This window comes from Stenotrophomonas sp. STEN225, from assembly GCF_056756445.1.
In genome coordinates, this window is sequence record NZ_JBRRBV010000005.1 from 196,140 (window position 1) to 216,579 (window position 20,440).

At 67.6% G+C, this 20,440-nt stretch carries 18 protein-coding genes; 16 read left to right on the forward strand and 2 right to left on the reverse strand.

The window, feature by feature from the left end:
- The first annotated feature begins 38 nt into the window (after positions 1 to 38).
- The 6 genes from ACVOJ1_RS07295 to ACVOJ1_RS07320 all read left to right on the forward strand — a co-directional run bounded on the left by ACVOJ1_RS07295 (position 39) and on the right by ACVOJ1_RS07320 (position 6,829).
- Positions 39 to 1,661, forward strand: a complete 1,623-nt coding sequence (locus ACVOJ1_RS07295; protein WP_263174436.1) for a ShlB/FhaC/HecB family hemolysin secretion/activation protein — start codon at positions 39 to 41, stop codon at positions 1,659 to 1,661.
- A 38-nt stretch (positions 1,662 to 1,699) separates the two neighbouring features.
- The gene (locus ACVOJ1_RS07300; protein ID WP_346480223.1) at positions 1,700 to 3,484 is read left to right on the forward strand and encodes a DUF2341 domain-containing protein; all 1,785 of its coding nucleotides are present in this window, start codon (positions 1,700 to 1,702) and stop codon (positions 3,482 to 3,484) included.
- 10 nt (positions 3,485 to 3,494) lie between these two features.
- Positions 3,495 to 3,908: an ExbD/TolR family protein gene (locus ACVOJ1_RS07305; RefSeq protein ID WP_111186882.1), complete on the forward strand. Its 414-nt coding sequence runs from the start codon at positions 3,495 to 3,497 to the stop codon at positions 3,906 to 3,908.
- Between the two features lie 39 nt (positions 3,909 to 3,947).
- Entirely contained in the window at positions 3,948 to 4,613 is a 666-nt protein-coding gene (tolA, locus tag ACVOJ1_RS07310; protein WP_180875256.1) for a cell envelope integrity protein TolA, read from the forward strand.
- Between the two features lie 42 nt (positions 4,614 to 4,655).
- Positions 4,656 to 6,401: a putative porin gene (locus tag ACVOJ1_RS07315; RefSeq protein WP_346480224.1), complete on the forward strand. Its 1,746-nt coding sequence runs from the start codon at positions 4,656 to 4,658 to the stop codon at positions 6,399 to 6,401.
- 98 nt (positions 6,402 to 6,499) lie between these two features.
- Positions 6,500 to 6,829: a hypothetical protein gene (locus ACVOJ1_RS07320; protein ID WP_065176173.1), complete on the forward strand. Its 330-nt coding sequence runs from the start codon at positions 6,500 to 6,502 to the stop codon at positions 6,827 to 6,829.
- Here ACVOJ1_RS07320 and ACVOJ1_RS07325 read toward each other — a convergent pair.
- Positions 6,826 to 7,239 (reverse strand): OsmC family protein, encoded by a 414-nt coding sequence (locus ACVOJ1_RS07325; RefSeq protein ID WP_197600046.1) that lies wholly within the window; start codon positions 7,237 to 7,239, stop codon positions 6,826 to 6,828. The two genes, ACVOJ1_RS07320 and ACVOJ1_RS07325, sit on opposite strands and share 4 nt — an antisense overlap.
- Positions 7,240 to 7,461: 222 nt before the next feature.
- Between ACVOJ1_RS07325 and ACVOJ1_RS07330 the strand changes: the two genes are divergently transcribed.
- The 7 genes from ACVOJ1_RS07330 (at position 7,462) to ACVOJ1_RS07360 (ending at position 16,828) form a co-directional block, all read left to right on the forward strand.
- Positions 7,462 to 7,962, forward strand: a complete 501-nt coding sequence (locus tag ACVOJ1_RS07330) for an RNA polymerase sigma factor (protein WP_346480225.1) — start codon at positions 7,462 to 7,464, stop codon at positions 7,960 to 7,962.
- Positions 7,963 to 8,044: 82 nt separating this feature from the next.
- Positions 8,045 to 9,001 carry a FecR family protein gene (locus ACVOJ1_RS07335; RefSeq protein WP_346475128.1) on the forward strand — a complete coding sequence of 319 codons (957 nt, stop codon included), beginning with the start codon at positions 8,045 to 8,047 and terminating at the stop codon, positions 8,999 to 9,001.
- A gap of 172 nt (positions 9,002 to 9,173) precedes the next feature.
- Positions 9,174 to 12,308: a TonB-dependent receptor gene (locus ACVOJ1_RS07340; RefSeq protein WP_346480226.1), complete on the forward strand. Its 3,135-nt coding sequence runs from the start codon at positions 9,174 to 9,176 to the stop codon at positions 12,306 to 12,308.
- A gap of 54 nt (positions 12,309 to 12,362) precedes the next feature.
- The gene (locus tag ACVOJ1_RS07345; RefSeq protein ID WP_053516287.1) at positions 12,363 to 13,127 is read left to right on the forward strand and encodes a Slam-dependent surface lipoprotein; all 765 of its coding nucleotides are present in this window, start codon (positions 12,363 to 12,365) and stop codon (positions 13,125 to 13,127) included.
- Positions 13,128 to 13,218: 91 nt separating this feature from the next.
- Positions 13,219 to 14,673, forward strand: a complete 1,455-nt coding sequence (locus ACVOJ1_RS07350; protein ID WP_164152784.1) for a surface lipoprotein assembly modifier — start codon at positions 13,219 to 13,221, stop codon at positions 14,671 to 14,673.
- A 145-nt stretch (positions 14,674 to 14,818) separates the two neighbouring features.
- Entirely contained in the window at positions 14,819 to 15,223 is a 405-nt protein-coding gene (locus ACVOJ1_RS07355) for a response regulator (protein WP_065176179.1), read from the forward strand.
- Between the two features lie 9 nt (positions 15,224 to 15,232).
- Positions 15,233 to 16,828 carry a sensor histidine kinase gene (locus tag ACVOJ1_RS07360; RefSeq protein ID WP_277380724.1) on the forward strand — a complete coding sequence of 532 codons (1,596 nt, stop codon included), beginning with the start codon at positions 15,233 to 15,235 and terminating at the stop codon, positions 16,826 to 16,828.
- 29 nt (positions 16,829 to 16,857) lie between these two features.
- Here ACVOJ1_RS07360 and ACVOJ1_RS07365 read toward each other — a convergent pair whose 3' ends face one another.
- On the reverse strand, positions 16,858 to 17,082 hold the full coding sequence (locus tag ACVOJ1_RS07365) for a hypothetical protein (RefSeq protein WP_053516280.1): 225 nt from the start codon (positions 17,080 to 17,082) through the stop codon (positions 16,858 to 16,860).
- Positions 17,083 to 17,248: 166 nt separating this feature from the next.
- Between ACVOJ1_RS07365 and ACVOJ1_RS07370 the strand changes: the two genes are divergently transcribed.
- From ACVOJ1_RS07370 to ACVOJ1_RS07380, 3 genes are all read left to right on the forward strand, one after another.
- The gene (locus ACVOJ1_RS07370) at positions 17,249 to 17,665 is read left to right on the forward strand and encodes a baeRF12 domain-containing protein (RefSeq protein WP_053516277.1); all 417 of its coding nucleotides are present in this window, start codon (positions 17,249 to 17,251) and stop codon (positions 17,663 to 17,665) included.
- Between the two features lie 5 nt (positions 17,666 to 17,670).
- Positions 17,671 to 17,994 (forward strand): thioredoxin family protein, encoded by a 324-nt coding sequence (locus ACVOJ1_RS07375; RefSeq protein WP_346480227.1) that lies wholly within the window; start codon positions 17,671 to 17,673, stop codon positions 17,992 to 17,994.
- A 91-nt stretch (positions 17,995 to 18,085) separates the two neighbouring features.
- Complete coding sequence (locus ACVOJ1_RS07380) at positions 18,086 to 20,440, forward strand: GH92 family glycosyl hydrolase (RefSeq protein WP_346480228.1); 2,355 nt, start codon at positions 18,086 to 18,088, stop codon at positions 20,438 to 20,440.

The window sequence follows — 20,440 nt, forward strand, 5'->3', positions numbered from 1 at the left end:
TCCCTGGCCACTTCCTTCGATACGACGCGATGCCTTCAATGACGCCTGTTCCGTGCCGAGCTGTCCGACTCCCGCTGCGCCTGCGTCCGCGGGTACTCGCGCTGGCCGTGGCGTCCCTGCCATTGCCGCTGCTCGCGCAGGATGCCACGCCGGCGGCCAGGGTGAACATCAACGAGTACATCGTGCGCGGCAACACCGTACTTGATCCGCGTCTGATCGAGCGCGCCGTTGAGCCCTATCTCGGCCCGGGCAGGACGTTGGCCGACGTCGAGCAGGCGCGCGATGCAGTCAGCGCGCTGTACCAGCAGGCGGGATACCAGTCGGTGTACGTGGAACTGCCCGAGCAGCAGGTCAGTGCCGGCGTGGTGCTGCTGAAGGTGCAGCAGACGCCGATCGGCGAACTGCGCGTGGTCGGTGCGGCGCCTGCTGCGTCGGCGCGGATCCGCGCACGGGTACCGGCGCTGGCCGAGGGCCAGGTGCCGGATTTCGACCGGGCGCAGAAGGAACTGACCGCGCTCAACGAAGGCGGTCGCCGCCAGGTGATGCCGCTGGTCCGTGAGGGAAAGACGCCCGGCACGATGGACGTGGACCTGCAGGTGGAAGAAAAGTCGCCCTGGCGAGCGAGCGCCGCACTCAACAATGACCGCAGTGCCGACACCGAGAAACTGCGCCTGAGTGCCTCGCTGGCGCATGACAACCTGTGGGGACGCGGGCACAGCGCCAGTCTCGGCGTGTTCCTCGCTCCGCAAGATACCGATCAGGCCAAGGTGTTCTCGGCGTCGTACACGCTGCCGTTTGAAGGCAGCCCCTGGAGCCTGGAGGCATCGGGCTATACCTCCGACAGCCGCGTGCTCAATGCCGGCGGCCAGGGGGGCGCGGGAACCGGCACCAACGTGATCGGCAATGGTCATTCGATCGGCCTCAAGCTCAATTACCGCCTGCCCGGCAGCACTGCATGGTGGCGGCAGCTCAGCCTCGGCGTCGACTTCAAGGACACCGAGGAGGACACCTGGATGGGCAGCGACAACCTGAAGACTCCCCTGAAGTACGCACCGCTCACGCTGGCATTCGTGGGTGTGCGCCAGGGCGAACAGGACCAGCTGAGCATCAGCACGCAGCTGGTGGCCGGAACCCGCCGCCTGTTCGGCTATGGCAGCAATGGGTACGACTTCAGCCAGAAGCGGGCGTGGGCCGATCCCAGCTTCGTGGCACTCAAGGCCGATGTGTCGAATACGCATACCTTCGGCAGCGATTGGCAATGGTATGCACGTGGGGCCCTGCAGGTGACCGATGCGCCACTGGTCTCGGCCGAGCAGTTCGCCGCCGGTGGCATGTACACCGTGCGCGGCTACCTGTCGGCCGAGGCGATCGGTGACTACGGCGGTGTGGCGAACCTGGAATGGCGCACCCCGGCATGGCCGCTGTGGAGCGGCAGCCAGCTTCGCGTGTACAGCTTTGCCGACGCGGCCTACCTGCGCCTGCGGCGGCCGCTGCCCGAACAGCGCGACCAGTACAACCTGGCCTCGGTCGGGCTCGGCGCGCAGCTGCGCCTGGGAGATCACCTGCAGTTGCGCCTGGACTATGCGTGGCCCTATGCCGATGGGCCGGTGACCCGCAAGGACGACCCGCGGCTGCATTTCAACATCAGCACCAGTTACTGACCCTTCCCTTGAACATGCGTTCTCCGGAGACCCCTCGCATGGACCGTTTGCTTTCCCGGATGTTGCTGCTGCTGGCCGCGCTGATCGCGCTGCCCGCCGCTGCGGCCGATGCCAGCTGGTGGCAGGCCGAATGGAAATACCGCAAGCCGATCACGATCGACGCAGGCCCGCAGGGTGCCGGTCTGGCAGGCGACGCCGGTCGAACCCCGCTGCTGCTGCGCCTGCATACGGGCAACTTCGGTTTCGACGGCACCCAGGATGCCGGCAGCGATCTGCGTTTCGTGTCGGCGGACGGGCGCACCGTGCTGGCGCACCAGATCGAACAGTTCGACCCGGCGCTGGGGCTGGCCTTGGTGTGGGTGGATGTGCCGGCCGTCAGCGCCGCCGCACCTCAGACGATCTGGATGTACTACGGCAACGACAAGGCGCCGGCCAGTGGGAATGGACAGCAGGTATTCGATCCGGACTACACGCTGGTCTACCACTTCGCCGACGCCAATGTCCCGGCACGTGACACCACGGCCTACGGCAACAATGCGGGCGCAGTGGTGCCGGCCGCCGAAGGTTCGGTGATCGGTCGCGGCGTGCAGTTCGCCGGCACTGCGCTGCCGCTGCCAGCCAGTGCTTCGCTGGCGCAGGAGGCCGGCGCGCCATTGACCGTGTCTGCGTGGATCAAGCCGGGTGCACAGAATGCGGCGCAGGCCATCTATGCCCGTCGCGATGGCAGCGCGGAACTGCTGCTGGGCATCGACAACCGGGTGCCGTTCGTGCAGCTCAATGGCCAGCGCAGCACGCCTGCGCAGCCGATTCCGGAGGGACAGTGGGCGCATCTGGCGCTGACGGCGGAGAAGGGGTCGCTGCAGCTGTATCTCAATGGCCACGTGGTGGCGCAGCTCAGCGGCGAACTTCCGGCCATGTCCACCGCAGCGGTGGTGGGTGCTGACGCGCCGGGTGCCGAGCAGCCGCTGGCCAGCTTCGACGGTGCGCTGGATGAACTGCGGATTTCTCGCGTTGCGCGTCCGGCGGCACTGCTGCTGGCCGATGCCACCGCGCAGGGCGCTGACTCACGCCTGATCAGCTATGGCGCCGATGAGCAGTCCACGGGCCAGAGTCACTTCGGCTTCATCCTGAAGGCGATGCCGTTCGACGCCTGGGTGGTGGTGGCCATCCTCGGCCTGATGATGCTGATGTCGTGGGCGATCATGATCGCCAAGAGCCGTCACTTCGGCCGCACCGGCAAGGCCAATGCGGTGTTCACTGATGCTTTCGGCAAGCTGGCCGGCGTGCCGCTGCGCACGCTCTCGGACATGGACCGGCAGGGCCAGGCACCGGCGGCCATGCGCGACGGTTCGCTGTGGCGCATCTATCAGGTGGCCATCGATGAGATGCAGCAACGCCACCAGCGCGACGGCAACGGCGGCTATCTGAGCGCGGCGACCATCGCGGCGATCCGCGCATCGATGGATGCGGTGATGGTGCGCGAGCAGGAGGCGATGTCGCGTCGCATGAACTGGCTGTCCACCACCATCGAAGGCGCGCCCTATGTGGGCCTGTTCGGTACGGTGATCGGCATCATGCTGGTGTTCGTGGTCGCGGCGATGGCCGGTGCGGTGGACATCAACTCGGTCGCGCCGGGCATGGCGGCGGCCTTGCTGTGTACGGCCGCCGGCCTCGGCGTCGCGATCCCGGCACTGTTCGGCTACAACTGGCTGGGCGCACGCGCCGAGGCCATCGGTGCCGACATGGCCGTGTTCATCGACGAATTCGCCGCCCGCCTGGCTGAAGAGCAGGACGGGCGCGGCCCGGCCACGGTGCAGGGCTGAGGAGCGCGTCATGGCCCAGAAGGCGAAGTTCGGCATCAAGAAGCGCGAGAAGGGCATCAACGTGACGCCCTTCGTCGATGTGCTGCTGGTGGTGCTGGTGATCTTCATCCTCACCAGCAACGCCTCCATTCCCGGCATCGAGGTCAACCTGCCGAAGGCCAGCAACAGTGTGGCGCTGGAGAAGCCCAAGACCAAGGCGATCACCATCGATCCCGGCGGCCAGGTGTTCCTTGACGCCTACCCGGTGACGATGGCCGAGCTGGAGGACCGCCTGCGGACAGAGCGTGCGACCTCGCCGGACTTCCCGGTAATCGTGCGTGGCGACGCCCAGGTGCAGTACGCGCGCGTGGTCGAGGTGCTGGATCTGCTGCGGCGGCTGGAACTGGCCCAGGTTGGCCTGGTCACCGGCAAGGCACAGGGCTGAGGCATGACCGGCCCTCATTCCCCACGGCCGGAGCCCGGCATGCGTGACCGCCCGCTGCTGGTGACCGTCGCGCTGGTGCTGGCGGCGCTGCTGGTAGTGGGCGCCGTGCTGTGGTGGCTGCTGTTCAAGGACACGGCCAGCACCCGCCGCCCCGTGGTGCAGCCGCCGATGCTGGCGTTGCCACCCCCGCCGCCACCCCCACCGCCGCCGCCTGAGAAGCCCCCCGAACCGGAGACCCCGCCGGAGGAGACCCTGCCCGAGCCGGAGCCGCTGGATCAGCCGACCCCGGCCGAGGAGCCGACGCCGACGCCGGACAACGCCGACCCGGTGACCATGAACGCCGACGCGCAGGCGGGCGGTGACAACTTCGGCATCCAGGCGGGCAGTGGCGGCGGCGCGTCCGGTACCGGTCGCGGTGGTGCCGGCAATGCCACCTATGGCCGCTATCTGGGTTACCTGATGCAGCAGGCGATTGCGCGCGATGCGCGGGTCAAGCGCCTGGCCTTCCAGTTGCAGGTGAACGTGTGGCTGGCGCCGGATGGGCGCCTGGAGAAAGTCGAGCTGGTGCGCGGCAGCGGCAATGAAGAGGCCGACGCCGCCGTGCTCGACGCGCTGCGGCAGATCGGCCGGGTGGACCAGCCGCCGCCACCTTCACTGGACTTCCCCGCGCGCGTGCTTGTGCAGGGCCGCAGGCCGGGGGCGTGAACCGTGATTTCCCCGATTTCCCTTCTTCCGATGAGAACCGTGATGAACAACCACGTCCGCGCTCGAACCGACTCCCGCCCGTCGCGGCCGGCCCGACGGGCGCTGCTGTGCTGCGCTGTGCTGCTCAGCCTGGCGACGCCGGCCGGTGCAATGGCTGCTGAGACCACCATGATCAAGCTGATCAAAGGCCTGATGGCCAGTGGCGCGCTCAAGCCCGAGGACGGCCAGGCGCTGCTGGTGCAGGCCGAAGCCGAGGCAGCAGCAGCCCAGCGCGGTGCTGCCGGTGCTGCATCGGCCAGCAGTGGAGGCATCGCGCTTGAGGCGGGCGATGTGCGTGTGCCCTATGTGCCGCAGAGTGTCCGTGATGGCATCCGCGACGAAGTGCGCCAGGACGTAATGGCGCAGGCGAAGGCGGAGGGCTGGGCGGCGCCGAATGAGGTCGCCGAATGGACACAGCGCATCAAGGTGACCGGGGACGTGCGTGTGCGCAGCGAGTCGCGCTTCTATGGCGATGACAACAGCGGCATCGTCAGCAACTGGGCCGCGGTCAATGCGGGCAGTGGATTCGACACCAACACCAATACCAACCTGCAGCTGCCGCCCTTGCTCAACACCCGACAGGACCGCCGTAACCTGTGGCGCATCCGCGCCCGCCTGGGGGTCGAGGCCATGATCGGCGATCACACCACCGCTGGCATCCGACTGGCCAGCGGCAGCAGCAATGGCCCGGTGTCCACCACCGAGCAGCTGGGGGGCGGCCTGAGCAAGAAGGACGTGTGGCTCGACCAGGCGTGGCTGGCCTACAGTCCGGCCGACTGGCTGACCGTGCGTGGTGGCCGTTTCGGCAATCCGTTCTGGAGCAGCGACACCCTGTTCTCCAACGATCTGAACTTCGATGGACTTGCCGCCAACCTGAAGTACGGGTTCGGCGACGGCGATCTGGACCTGTTCGGCACCCTTGCCGTGGCGCCGCTGGAGTACACCTCGGACAGCCTGCAGAGCCGCAGCGGAGAGAAGTCGCCGAACGAGAACAAATGGCTGTCCGGCGCGCAGGCTGGCGTGAACTGGCGCTTCAACGACGACAACGCACTGCGGGCCGCACTGGGCTACTACGACTTCAAGAACATCAGCGGTCGGCTGTCCTCGCCCTGTGCCCTGTACTCCGGCGCCGTCGGCTGCGACACCGACTGGTCGCGCCCGGCGTTCATGCAGAAGGGCAACACCCTGATGCTGATCCGCGACATCGCGCTCAATCCGATGGATCCGGCCGGCACGCCGACGCCGCAGTATGTCGGCCTGGCGTCCGCCTTCCGCCTGGCCACGCTGAACCTGCGTTGGGATACCCGGCTGGCGCAGGACATCGGACTGCGCCTGGAAGGTGACTTCATCCGCAACCTGGCGTACGACACGCGGGCGATGTTCCGCCGCGCGAACAACGGCATCGTCAACAATTTCGGTGCGGGTGACGCTCCCGGCATCGATACGTTCCGCAGCGGCGACACCGCGTGGATGCTGCAGGCAACGTTCGGCGCCATCGATCTGAAGGAGAAGGGGCAGTGGCAGGCACTGCTGGGCTACAAGCGGATCGAGGCCGATGCGCTGCCGGATGCCTACAACGATCCGAACTTCCATCTGGGTGGCACCAACGCGCGCGGCTATTACGTGGGTGGTGCCTATGCGTTGGACGCGCGCAGCTGGATCAGCGGCAAGTGGATGGCTGCCAAGGCGGTGTCGGGCCCGCCGCTGGCGATCGATGTGTTCCAGCTGGAGTTCAACACCGGCTTCTGAGCCGCCAGCGATGACGGGCCGGCACGAAACGTGGCGGGGGTGCAGCGATGCGCCCGTCTAGGGAAAGGAGACCACGCGTGGCAACAAGGAGGAGTGTGATGAGCCGTCGCAAGCTGTTCGAAAATCCCGGGACGTCCAGCCAGATGCTGGGCATCGGTCCGGCCTATGTCTCGGTGGAGGGCCTGCGCCAGCACCTGGCCGAGTTCCTGCTGTACGCCGGCCGCCCGGTGGTGATCATGCGCGGGCGCAGCGAGGTGGGCTATTTCCTGCCGTCCCGCTGCTGGCGCCAGCGTGACGACGATCCGCTGGCGGCCGCCGCGGCCAACCAGATGCTGGATGCCGCGGGTTTCCAGGCCGAGGACATCCAGCAGGTGGAGCGGGAGTTCAACGCGATGCGCCAGCGCACCGTGCTGCACCCGCGCCGTTAGCGCTTTCCGGAAGCGGCGTTCTGGCCGCGTTCGCTGGTGATGCGCGCCCCTTCGCGCATCACCAGGGTGACCGGGGTCTTCTCGACCACCTCCAGCAGTCGCTGCCACTGGGCATCGTCCAGCGCGGCGCTGGCATGCAGTATGCGGTGCACATGGAAACGACCATCAGGATCGCGCTCCGAACGCAGTTCGGCGTGGAACTCGCCCAGCTCCCAGCCCTTGCGCTGGGCGTACATGCGCAGGGTGATGGCGGTGCAGGCGGCCAGTGAGGCCAGGTACAGATCGAACGGGGCGAATCCCTTGCCCTGGCCGCCCAGCGAGGCCGGCTCGTCGGCGTTGACATCGAAGGTGCCGTTGCTGATGTGGTGCAGGTAGTTGTCAGCCATCGAGACAATGCGTGCGTAGGCCATGGGCTTCTCCTGTGCGGGGGATGTGGGGCCGGATCAGGCGCGGTGCCGCGCGGCCATCACCGGTGATGATCGGGTGGCAGGGCTATCGTGACAATGGGACTGACGATCCCGGGAGTGGCGGGTGCCGTGGTGCGGGCTGGGCGTGATGGGGTGCCGCGCCCTACAATCACGTCCCGGACCGTCGCCATCACGCCCATCATTCCCCGGTCCGGCCTGGCACCTATGTCTCCCAATGCCCTGGCGCTGGTCGAGCTGTTGATCCGCGAGCGCCGTGCGTTGTCACGCTTCATCGCGCGCTACCTGGACCCGGTCAGCACCGAGGACACCCTGCAGAACCTGTACCTGAAGGCCAGCAGCGTGCCCGGCGATCCGCCGATCCTTGAACCGCGCGGTTACCTGTACCGCATGGCGTACCATCACGCCCTCAACCGCAGCCAGGCCGACGCACGCGAACGGCGGGCGATGGCCGAGTACGCGTGCGAGGTCGGCGATGCCGTTGGTGGTGAGCAACAGGCGCTGGACCAGGCGCAGCTGCGCGAGATCACCCGGACCATCCTTGCGCTGCCGCCGCAGGTGCGGGAGTGTTTCGTGCTCAACCGCTACCTGGGCCTGAGCGAGCGTGAGATCGCCGCCCGTCTGGGCATTTCCAAGAGCCTGGTCGGCAAGCATGTGCTGCGCGCGGCAATGCTGATCCAGCAGCACCAGCAGGGCGCACGCCGATGACCCGCAATTACCGTGGGCAGAGGCCGCCCGCCCTTGTCACAACAGTCACGCGCACCGGTTCGTGGTGCGACAGGCTACGACCATGACCACGTCCGAACCCTCGCCGCGACAGGCCAGGCATGCGTTGCGCTGGGTGATCCGGTGCAGTGCAGGCCCGTTGCCGGACCGGCAGCAGCGGGCCCTGCAGCGATGGCTGCAGGCCGATCCGCGCCATGCCTTGGCCTGGCGCCGTCAGCAGGCATTCTGGGACGGCCTGGACGCGGCTGGGCCGGAGGTGCTGGCCGCACTGCCGGCACTGACCTCCGATCGCCAGGGCCTGCGCCCGATCGCCCCGCGCAGGCGCCTGTCCTGGTGGTGGGCCAGCGTGGCCGCGGTGGTGCTGGCGGTCCCAGCCCTCCCCGGGGTCGCATTGTGGGCGCGCAGCGATCTGCGTAGCGGCGATGCACCCCGTGTGGTGCAACTGGAGGATGGCAGCACGATCGTGCTGGATGCCCGCACCGCGCTGGCCGTCGCATTCGATGGGGATCAGCGGCAACTGCGGCTGCTGCGCGGCCAGGCGTGGTTCCGGGTCGCGCATGAAGCGCGGCCGTTCCGGGTCGAGGCCGGCGGTGGTCTGGTGCGCGACATCGGTACCGCGTTCAGCGTTTCGTTGCAGGACGCGGTGGTGACCGCCCAGGTCAGCGAAGGGGTAGTGGACGTACATCCCGGTGATGGCAGCCTGCAACGGCTGCATGCAGGGCAGGCACGCGCGTTCCGTGACGGACGCTGGCTGCAGCCGGTGAGCAGCCTCGCCAGCGACGCGGTGGCACCCTGGCGGCGCGGTGAGGTTGCCATCGACGATCTGAGCGCGGCACAGGCCATCGAACGGTTGGCGCGCTATCGGGCCGCACCGGTCTGGGTGCTGGGGACAAAAGCGGAGCAGATCCGGGTCAGTGGCCTGTTCCATCTGCGCCAGCCGGATCCGGCCATCACCGCAGTGGCGGCCCAGGCGGGCCTGCGCGTGCAGCGGCTGCCGGGTGGCGCGCTGGTGGTCTGGTGATGCCGGCAGGGTTTAGATCGCGATGAAAAAAGCCTGAAAAAAGCGTGGGCAGCCAGCAGCGTGCGCTGTCTATAGAGGTACAGCCAGAGCGAAACACCGTTTTTCCTCAAGCCAGACACACCACCGGCAGCAGCTGTGCCCGTGGTTTCCCCACGCTTGAGGAGTTCCGTCCATGCCGTCCACGGCGTCTGCCTGTCACCGTCGCGCCACCACACTGGCCCTGGCCATCTGCACCGCACTGCTGCCGCTGGCCCGGGTGCCGGCCGCGCAGGCGCAACCCAGCACAGCGGCGGCGCTGCGCCAGTACGCCATCCCGGAGCAGTCGCTGGCAGACGCGGTACGCGCGTTCGGGCGCCAGGCCGATGCGCAGGTGGTGTTCCGCAGCGACCTGGTCGAAGGGCGTCGTTCCAGCGCAGTGCAGGGCCAGTACAGCCAGATGCAGGCGCTGCAGCGGCTGCTGCAGGGCAGTGGGGTGCGTGCCCAGCGAGGCCTGGATGGCACCTGGAGCCTGCGCGCCGCGGCGGACGCAGCGCAGGCATCGGCCGAGGGGGAAGGGGTGCGGGTGACCGATACGCTGGACGTCGCCGGTCGCCTGCAGCCGGAAGGCGGCGAAGCGCGCGATCGCCGTGGCTATGACGACGTGTTCGCGCTGGACCTGACCACGGTGTATTCGGGGCGGGACCGGGTGGAGCGCTTCCGCGGCGCCAACCCGGCCGACGTGGTCAAGGATCTGGTCGGCGTTTTCAGCGGCGATGCGCGCAACAGCGGCGCGCTGGACATCAACATCCGCGGCATCCAGGGGCCGGGGCGGGTGCCGGTGAGCATTGACGGCGGTGAACAGGCCCTCACGGTCTGGCGGGGCTACAACGGCGTCAGCAACCGCAACTACATCGATCCCAACCTGATCGGTGGCATCCAGGTCATCAAGGGGCCCGGCCTGGTGCGTGACGTGCACAGCGGCATCGGCGGCGCGCTGGTCATCAGGACCATCGACATCGATGACGTCGTGCCGGCGGGCGAACGCTTCGGCGGGGAGCTGAAGATAGAAGGCAGCAGCAACGCGGTGGCGCCACGCCTGCCACGCCTCCACAGCGGCGAGGACTACCGGACGGTGCCGGGTTTCCCGCAGGGGTCGCCGAACTCGCCCTATGACGACCGTACCCTGGTGGTGCCGGTGCAGTCGCGCAGCGGCAACAATCCGTTCGATGGCGAGGACCAGGCGTGGCGACTGGCGCTGGGCCTGCGCGGCGAGACGGTGGACGTGATGGCGGCCTATGCCCGGCGCCGGCGTGGCAACTATTTCTCCGGCAGCCAGGGCAGCGACTACTACGACCAGGACCCACGCGAGCAGTACGAGTACCAGGGCATCGACTACATCACCACGCTGGCCCGCTACTTCAAGCCGGGTGATGAAGTGCCCAATACGTCGAGTGAACAGGAGTCGTGGCTGCTCAAGGCGACGTGGCAGATCAATGACGACCAGCAGCTGAAGGCGAGCTGGCGGCACACGCTCTCGCACTACGGCGAGATCATGCCTTCGCGCATCCTGTCGGCGCCGGACTACGGCCGCATCCAGTGGCCGCTGAGCCGCGTCGACTCGGATGCCTGGAACCTGGAGTATCGCTGGCAGCCGGCCGGCAGCCGCTGGCTGGATCTGTATGCCAATCTGTGGCGCACCGAGACCGACAGCGATACCTATACCGCGGGCGGCTTCCCCAACTTCGCGCCGGGCAATCCGCAATGGGACCCTGAAGCCAGCCCGATCCTGCGCAACACCGCTCTGGCCAACGCGCGCAACGATCGCACCGGCCTGACGGTCAGCAACCGCTTCGCGTTGCACTCCAGCCTCGACCTGACCGTAGGGGGCAACTGGCAGTACGAGAGCCTGGGTTCGCGCGATCCGTACTTCGGCACCACTGATGGCTGGCGCATGTTTCCGCGTGCCGGCCGCCGCCAGGAGGGTGAGGGCTACCTCAACCTGGAATGGCGTCCGCTCGATGTCCTCACCCTCAACGCCGGCGTCCGCTACAGCCGCTACTGGGCCTTCGACGACTTCCTCGACGCGCACCCGGAGCTTCTGACCAAGGGGGTGGGCAGCAAGCAGGCTACCTATCGGGTCAACGAGCTGCCCGAGCGACCGGCCAGCCTGCAGGCAGAGATCGATGCGCTGGAAGCAGAACGCGAGTTCTGGGAGAGCATCGGCATGGGCTCGGTGATCGATGATTCGATCCGGGGACTGCTGGCCTATTACGAAACACCGCAGGCAGTGGAGCACAACATCGCGTGGCTGCCCGACGCCAACGGCAACTATGCCCGTGCCACCAACCCGTGCCTCAACGGCGAGGTGGCTGCGATCCCGGGCGTGCTGCCGTTGTTCGCCGGCAGCGACCTGGTCTGCAGCATCGGCAACACCTTGCAGGCGCGGCCGGTGAATGGCAGCAACCGGCGCCAGCGCGATCACGCGTGGCTGCCCACTTTCTCGGCGACGGCGCATCTGTCGCCGGCCGCGCGCATCTACCTGCGCTACAGCGAAGCAGTGCGTTTCCCGAGCATGTTCGAAAGCACCATCGCCTTCTCCAGCAGCCTCAACCCGCTGTATGACCTCAAGCCGGAGCATGCCTACAACTACGAGCTGGGTTACGTGCACGACCTGTCGGCGCTGTTCGGAAACACCGCCGACGCCGACGTCAAGCTGGCCTATTACGTGCACAAGACCCGCAACGTGATCGAGCGCGATGCCTACTTCCTGTTCGACAACATCGACAAGCAGACCATCCGCGGCATCGAACTGCAGGCACGCTTCGACAACCGCCGTTTCTTCACCGATCTGGGCATCGCCCGCACGCTGGAGAACGAGGTCTGCGACGAGAGCAGTGCCGTGCTGCTGGATGCCAACCGTGGCCTGGTCCCGAACTGCGTGCAGGACGGGTTCGTCAGCGGCTACCTGCTGACCCAGGCGATTCCGAAGCTGTCGGTCAACGCGTCACTGGGCACCCGCCTGTTCAACGAACGACTGGAGCTGGGCAGCCGCATCATCCACTACCGGCGCCACGAAAACCCGGACCTGCAGGCCTACCGTGACCGGTTGCTGGCCGGTGGCAGCAGCCTGCTCTGGCAGAACGTGCCGTTCACCTGGGGAAACATCACCACGGTGGATGCGTATGCGCGCTGGCGCTTCAACGAGCACGCCAGCGTGGAGCTGGTCGGCAGCAATCTCGGCAACCGCTACTACGTCGACCCGGCCACGCGGTCCACGCTGCCGGCGCCGGGCCGCACCCTCAAGCTGGGCATCACCGCACGCTTCTGAGCACCTGCATTCAAGCGTTGTACCCGTAGTTCCCTCAACCCAAGGAGCAACACCATGAAAATGATCTCCCGTTCCGTCCTGGCGGTCGCCGCCTCCTTCGCCCTGGCCGGCGCGGCGCAGGCAGCCGACATCGTCGGTGCGGCCAGCCCGGTGACCGATGCCGAGCTGTATGTCGCCGTCGGTGATTCCCAGGTCAACGGTGGCCCGCACTCGGCCGGCAAGGCCGGTATCGGCGTCGGCACCGTGTCCAACGCCCGTCGCGTCGATTTCCAGGGCCTGGCCAGCTATTCGGTGCCGACCACCGTCAATGGCACCACCGTGCGCACGCTGGCCATGCCGATCACCGGTGCGCCGGGCAGCCACTCGGGCATGGGCCACTTCAACTTCGTCAAGGTCGGCAGTGGCGATGTCTGGTTCGGTGAATGGTCCAAGGACGGCGCCGCAGGTGGCTTCAACAACCGCCAGGTCTACTTCGTCGGCGACCGTGCCGGCACCACCCTGCCGGCCGGCGTGGCCACCTACAGCGTGGCTGGCCTGAACAAGTTCAACGGCAGCAACCTGCTCAGCGGCACCTTCCGCGCCAACTTCGGCACCGGCACTCTGCTGGGCGGCCTCAGCGGCGGTGGCCTGTCGGTCAACATCAACGCCACCATCAACAGCGCCACCGCCTCGTTCGCAGGCGCGGCCACCGCCAACGGTTCGGTCAGTGGCACCACCCAGGGCCAGTTCTTCGGTGCCAATGCCGCCACCCTGGCCGGTATCGCCACCTTCGCCGGCAACAGCCAGTACGACACCGCCTTCGGCGGCAGCAAGAACTGATCGCCACGCCCCTGACGGGGCAGGGCAGGGACAAGCCGCGATCCGCCAGTCCCTGCTTCGGCCCGCTGCATCGCTTCACACCGGATCGACCATGCGCCTCCCTCTTTTCTGCCTCCTTCTGCTGGCGCTGACCGCCACGGCGCACGCCCAGCAGGACGACCTGCGCCGCGTGCTGGAGCAGGGCAACGACGTGCGCCATCAACGCCAGGACCAGCAGCGGCTGCAACAGGCCGAACCGGATCGGCCGACCGTCACCCTCGATGGCCGGACCCTGCGCGTGGAGCGCACGGTCGACGACCTGGGCCAGGCGCTGTACCTGTCGTTGCAGCACCAGCAATGGCCCGCCGCGCAGGCCTTCCTGCACGAGTACATTGAACTTCCCGGCCATGACCCGCTGCTGCGCCACTACGCGCAGGGCGCGCTGGCGCGGGTTGCGGGCGAGCATCATCGCGCGGCCCTTGAGTACGAGGCCCTGCTGGCCCGGCAGCCGGATTTCCTGCCTGCGCGGCTTGAACTGGCGCGGGTCTACGCCGAGGACCAGCGTGACCGGGAGGCGACGTCGCTGTTCACCGCGATCGCCGCCGACATCGATGACCGCGACCCTGCCACCGCCGGCGTGCGCGGCCGGGTGCAGGGGTATCTGCAGGCGCTACAGGCGCGGCGGCGCTGGAAGGGCGCACTGTCCGCCGGACCTGCATGGAGCGACAACATCAACCGCAGTTCGGCCAGCCGCACCTGCCTGTTCGGCGTGGGCGAGGACTGCATCATCGAGCGCAGGTTGCCCGATGCCCAGCGCGCACCGGGGGTGGACTACGACGGCAGCCTGGAACGCCGCTGGGCACTGGCCGGCCACCACGGCCTGTATGTGCGCGGGTTGGCCTTCGGCCAGGCATGGAAAGACAACCGCGCCTACAACGAACTCAACGCCACTGTGCAGGTGGGCTACAGCTGGCGCAGTGCGCGGCACACCCTGCTGCTGGCCCCCGGCTACGACTATCAGGCACTGGGCAACCGTACCCTGCAGGGCGCCGCAGGCGCGCATGCGGAATGGCAATACGCACTGGACCCGCGCAGCCTGCTGAAGCTGGAGGCGGACTGGAAGCGCCAGCGCTATCGGCAACCGGGGCTGGCCGACAACTACGATGGCGCGATGGGAGCACTGTACGCCACCTGGTTCCGTGCGCTCACTGCGCGCTGGACCGTCTTCGCCGGCATCGATCTGGCCGACAGCGGGGCGGCCGACGCGGCCAATGCCTATCGCCAGCGCGGCCTGCGCGTCGGCGCGGCGCGGCAGTGGAGCGGCACGACTGCCACGCTGTTCCTTTCGCTGCGCGAGCGCAGCTACGATGCCTGGAGTCCGCTGCTGGAAGCGCGCCGGCACGACGACGAGCAGAACCTCATCGCGCTGGTACGCAGCGAACGGCTGGCGGTGGCAGGCCTGGTGCCCAGCCTGAGCCTGCGCTACACCCGCATCGACAGCAATGTGGACTGGCTGTACAGCCATGACCGCAGCCTGCTGAGCCTGAAATGGGAGCGTGCGTTCTGACCGCGGGCCGGGCACACAGCGTGTTTGGCCGAGGTGAATGCGATCTCGCTGTTGTCTTCATCCGTCATCACGCGTTCTTGTAGGGCAACTCGCGCATCCTGCGGGCATTGCGGCCGGATGGGCCGCGCGTGTCAGGGAGTACAGCGTGCTGGAGTCGGGCGATGAACGGGAGGGGCTGCAGGGGCTACGGGTGCTGGTGGCCGAAGATGAATTCGCCATTGCGATGTTCCTGGCCGACTATCTGCAGCTGAAGGGCGCGCACGTCGTGGGCCCGGCCGGTGACCTGCGCGAGTTGGCGCGTCTGGTCGATGATCACCCGATCGACGTCGCCCTGCTGGACATCAACCTGGGTGGTGAGCAGGTGTACCCGCTGGCCGACCGCCTGTCCGAGGCGGGGACGCCGTTCCTGCTGACCTCCGGTTACGACGACAACCTGCCGAGCCGCTTCGCCAGCGCGCCGCGCTGCCCCAAGCCCTACCATATCGACGCGTTGGCCCGGCAGCTGGCCGGACTGGTCGCCGCACCGCGGGCTGCTGCGGGCAAGGTCTGACTGCGCGGCATGGGCCGGCGATTGGATACCGCTGCTCCCTCGTCCGTGCGCGGCACAGCACCTCCGGCGCATCGTCTGGGTGGACTGCATGACGGCATGGATGCGCGCATCGCGCGCCATGACTGGTCAGGGACGCCGCTTGGCCCGACTGGGCGGTGGCCGGCGCATCTGCGCGCCACCGTGGACATGATGTTGGCTCATGGGTTTCCCATGATCATCCTGTGGGGCCAGGAGCTCATCCAGCTCTACAACGACGGCTATGCCGAGATCCTTGCCGACAAGCATCCCGCTGGCCTGGGGCAGCCCACCCGCGACTGCTGGCCCGAGGTCTGGCACATCAACGGGCCGATCTACGACCGGGTCTGGCAGGGTGAGACCGTCACGTTCGAGGACAAGTTGTACCCGCTGGCCCGGCAGGGCCGGCTGGAGGACGTCTGGTTCACCATCACCTACAGTCCGCTCCGCGGCGAGGAAGGGCAGGTGGGCGGTGTGCTGGTCACCATGTTCGAGACCACGGCAGCGCACGTGGCACAGGCCGCGCGTGAGCGCGAGGAGCGGCGGCGGCAGGAGAGCGACCGGCGCCTGGCGCTGGTGTTCAAGGTATTGCCGGTCGGCCTGTGCATTGTCGATGCGCAGGGGCGGATGCAGCTGTCGAACGACCAGATGCGCGCCTATCTTCCCAACAGCCAGGTGCCCTCGGCCGATCCGGTCAACCAGCACCGATGGCAGGGCTGGCATGCCGATGGCAGCCCGATCGCACCGGAGGATTTCGCCATCGCACGGGCCCTGCGCGGAGAAACCGTGGTGCCCGGACTGGAGTTCCAGTTCACCCACGATGATGGGTGTGTCCGCTGGACGCGGGTCGCGGCGGCGCCGCTGCGCGATGTCGACGGCGAGGTGACGGGCGTGTTCGCCATCGCGGTGGACATCGATGATCTCAAGCGTGCCACCGAGCGGCAGGCGGTATTGCTGGCCGAGCTGCAGCACCGCGTGCGCAACATCATGGCCACGATCCACGCCATCGCCTGGCGCACACGCGAGTCGGTCGACAGCGTGGACGAGTACGCTGACCGCCTGTGCGCACGCCTCATGTCGCTTTCTCGCACGCAGACCCTGCTCACCCGCAGCGCCAATGCCGGGGTGAGCCTGCGTGGCATGCTGGACCAGGAGATCGCGGTGCAGGGACACGCGCCCGACGAATTCCTTCTGCAGGGCGAGGAGGACGTGCTGCTGCCGCCCAAGGCGGCCGAGGTGCTGTCGCTGGCGGTCCATGAACTGGCCAGCAACGCGCTCACGCACGGCGCATCGGTGCACAGCGATACGCGGATCGAGGTGTCCTGGTCGATGCAGGACATCGACGGTGAAGCCTGGCTGGACCTGCACTGGTGCGAGCGGCGCGCGGTGAACGACGACTGGGTCGTCCCTTCGCATCGCGGGCTGGGTCGGGCGCTGGTCGAACAGCGCATTCCCTACGAGCTTGGCGGTCGCGGCGAACTTGCGTTCTCACCCCAGGGCGTGGATGCGTGGATCCGCTTGCCGCTGCGCGAGCGCGACAGCCTGCTGCAGACCGATGCCACCTCCAGCCTGTCGCCGCCGCGCGGGTAGCGCCTGCGTTCCTTCAATGGCTGGCCGGGTCAGTGCGTGGCGGCTGCGCCGATCAGGGTGCAGGCGAGCGCCATCGCGACCGGTACCGCCAGATGACGCGTCGCCAGCGCGGTGCCCGTGGTCATCAGCGAAGCCAGGGCAATGCCGAGCGCGAGCACCGGCTGGCCCTGCAGGAACTGGTGGATGCAGCCGGCGCATCCAGCGACGGCCAGGCCAACGGCGAAGCAGACATGGAGCAGGGAGGCAGCATGCATGGGGGGTTCCTCGCGGTGATGCCGTGGGTAGCGGCCGGCGCCGGGGCAAGTTGAGCCGCGATCTTCCATTCCAACGAATGGATCACATTGTGTGCGCGCCACGGTTACGGCGGGCGACCTAGGGTGGTGCTGCAGAAAAATTCGAAACCCGTACGAGGAGGCAGCGATGGCACGAACGATTCCCGAGGGGACGCTGGTGGTGGTGGCCGATGGTGGTTCGGCCCGGGTGTTCACCAATGTCGGCAGCGCGCAGCAGCTCACGCTGAAGCAGGAGGGCGAACTGCGGCTGCAGGACATCAGCGAGACGGGCGTCTCCGGGCAGGGCCCGGCCGGTGCCGTTCCCAAGGACATGTCCATCGCCCAGCTCAACGAAGCGACGTTCGCCAAGCAGGTGGCCGAACAGCTCAACGAGGATGCGCTCAACAACCGGTATGCCCACCTGCTGCTGGTGGCCGACCCCACCACGCTCGGACGGATCCGTCCGCTGCTGCACAAGGAGACGCAGGCACGGTTGCTGGGCGACATCGCCAAGGACCTGACCAACGCGCCGCTGGCAGACATCCAGCGCAGCCTGGCGGGGTAACCTCGGTGCCCTTCATGCGCACGCAGCTGTCCAGCGAGCCGTCACGCGCCGAAGTGGAGGCGCGCGACGGCTGGCAGCTGCTGGAATTCGGTGCGCCCTGGTGCGGCCATTGCCAGGCGGCACAGCCGGCGCTGCAGGAGGTCGTGGAAGCACATGATCTGGCGCACTGGAAGATCGAGGATGGGAAAGGGCGGGCGCTCGGGCGCTCGTTCCAGGTGAAGCTGTGGCCCACGGTGATCCTGCTGCACGACGGCCGGGAAGTGGCACGCGTGGTGCGTCCGCGCGTGCGTGCCGATCTCGCCGCGCTGGAGGGCGCGCTCCCCGACTGAGGGCACGCTGCACCGGGGACTGCGGCCGCACTGCAGCATGCGATGCACGGGCACTGGTGCTAGCATCGGTACACCATCTGAATCGATCCAAATGCCGATGCCCACGCTGGACCGTCGTCTCCTGATCGCCTTCGCCGCCACCGCCATGCTCGCCTCCGGCGCGGCCTGGGCAGCGCCTTCGAAGTCCGCCGCCGACAAGGCGTATGCCTCGGTGGACCCCTTCATCGGTACCGGTGGTGAAGGGCATACCTACCCCGGCGCGACGATACCCTTCGGCATGGTCCAGCTCAGCCCGGACACGCGCATCCAGCCGCGTGAGAAGGCCTACGGCTGGGCCGCCGGATACCGTTATGACGACAGCAGCATCGTCGGCTTTTCGCACACCCACTTCTCCGGCACCGGGCATTCTGATCTCGGCGACATCCTGGTGATGCCGTTCACCGGAAACCCGGGATTGGAACGCGGCGACCCCGAACGGCCCCGCAGCGGCTATGCGTCGCGCTTCCGCCATGACGACGAAAAGGCCGAACCGGGCTACTACGCGGTGACCCTGGACGATTACAAGGTGCGCGCCGAACTGACCACCAGCGCCCGGGTCGGTGTGCATCGCTACGCCTTCCCCAAGGGCGTCGATGCCAAGGTACTGCTGGACATGCGGACCAGCATGTACGACTACCCGGGCAAGGTGCTGTGGTCGCGGGTGCGGGTGCGTACGGACGGCACCATCACCGGTTTCCGCGAGACCCGCGGCTGGGCGCCGGGGCGCCAGCTGTATTTCGCCATGCGCTTCTCGCAACCGTTGGCAGGCCATGCGCTGCACAACACCGAGCAGGACATCGTGTACAAGGGCTTCCCGCCGCCGGGTGAGAAAGATCCGGCACAGCGCGCACAGATCGAAGGCCGCCAGCTGGTCGGCACGTTCGATTTCGGCAGGCTGGATGCTCCGCTGGTGGTGAAGGTGGCGATCTCGCCGGTGAGCGAGGCCGGTGCGATCGCCAACCTGGATGCCGAGGTGGCCGACTTCGACTTCGACCGCGTGCGTGCGCAGGCCCGGCAGGAATGGACGCAGGCACTATCGGTGCTGGACATCGATGCGCCGGAGCATGCGCGGCGTAGCGCCTACACGGCCCTGTACCACACGATGCTGGGGCCGACGCTGTTCATGGATGTGGATGGCCAGTATCGCGGCCCCGACAACACCGTGCATGTCGCCAAGGGGTATGCCCACTATTCCACGTTCTCGTTGTGGGACACCTACCGGGCGCTGCATCCGCTGCTGACTCTGGTGCAGCCGGAAAAACGCAACAGCGACTTCATCAACTCGATGCTGGCTCACCACGAACACAGCCCGTACGGCATGCTCCCGGTGTGGTCGTTCCACGGCCTGGAAGACTGGTGCATGATCGGTTACCACGCGGTGCCGGTCATCGCCGACGCCTATGTGAAGGGCATCCGCGGCTTCGACGCCGCAAAGGCGCTCGACGCGATGGTGGAGACCGCCAATTACGGTCCCTACGACGGCATCGCGCAGTACCGTGAGCTGGGGTATGTGCCCATCGATGAAGAGGGCGAAGCGGCCAGCAAGACCCTGGAATACGCGTTCGACGACTGGACCATCGCGCGCATGGCGCAGGCGATGGGCAGGAGCGAGATCGCGGCGACATTCGACAAGCGTGCGGCGAACTGGCGCAATGCCTTCGACAAGGACACCGGCTTCATGCGTGCCCGCAAGCGCGACGGCAGTTTCCGCACCCCGTTCGATCCCAGCGCCAGCGGCTACGGCACCGACTACACCGAGGGCAATGCCTGGCAGTACTCGTGGTACGTCCCGCAGGACGTGGCGGGCCTGGCCGCCGCGCATGGCGGCAGCGACCGGCTGCTGGCGAGGCTGGACGAGGTGTTCAACGCCACGGTCGATCCGGCGGTCTTCGAGCACATGGAAGACATCACCGGCCTGATCGGCTGGTATGCGCATGGCAACGAGCCCAGCCATCACGTTGCGTACCTCTACGCCTACGCTGGTCAGCCCTGGCGCACGCAGGCGCGCCTGAAGCAGATCATGGACACCCAGTACGCCGACCGTCCCGATGGCCTGGCCGGCAACGATGACGTGGGCCAGATGTCGGCGTGGTACGTGTTCACCGCGCTGGGCTTCTATCCGGTGGCGCCGGGCTCGGGGGAGTACATCCTGGGCCGCCCGTTCCTGCCAAGGACCGCCATGCGCCTGCCCAACGGCAGGACCTTCACCATCGTGGCCGAGGGGCTGGATGACAGGCACACCTATGTGGGCAGTGTGTCCCTGAACGGCAAACCGCTGCAGCGCACCTTCCTGCGCCACGACGAGATCATGGCCGGGGGCGAGCTGCGCTTCACCATGCAGGCCGAGCCGAACAGGGACTGGCCCGGGCAGGGCGCGCAGGCGCCGTACTCGATGTCAACGCCGTAA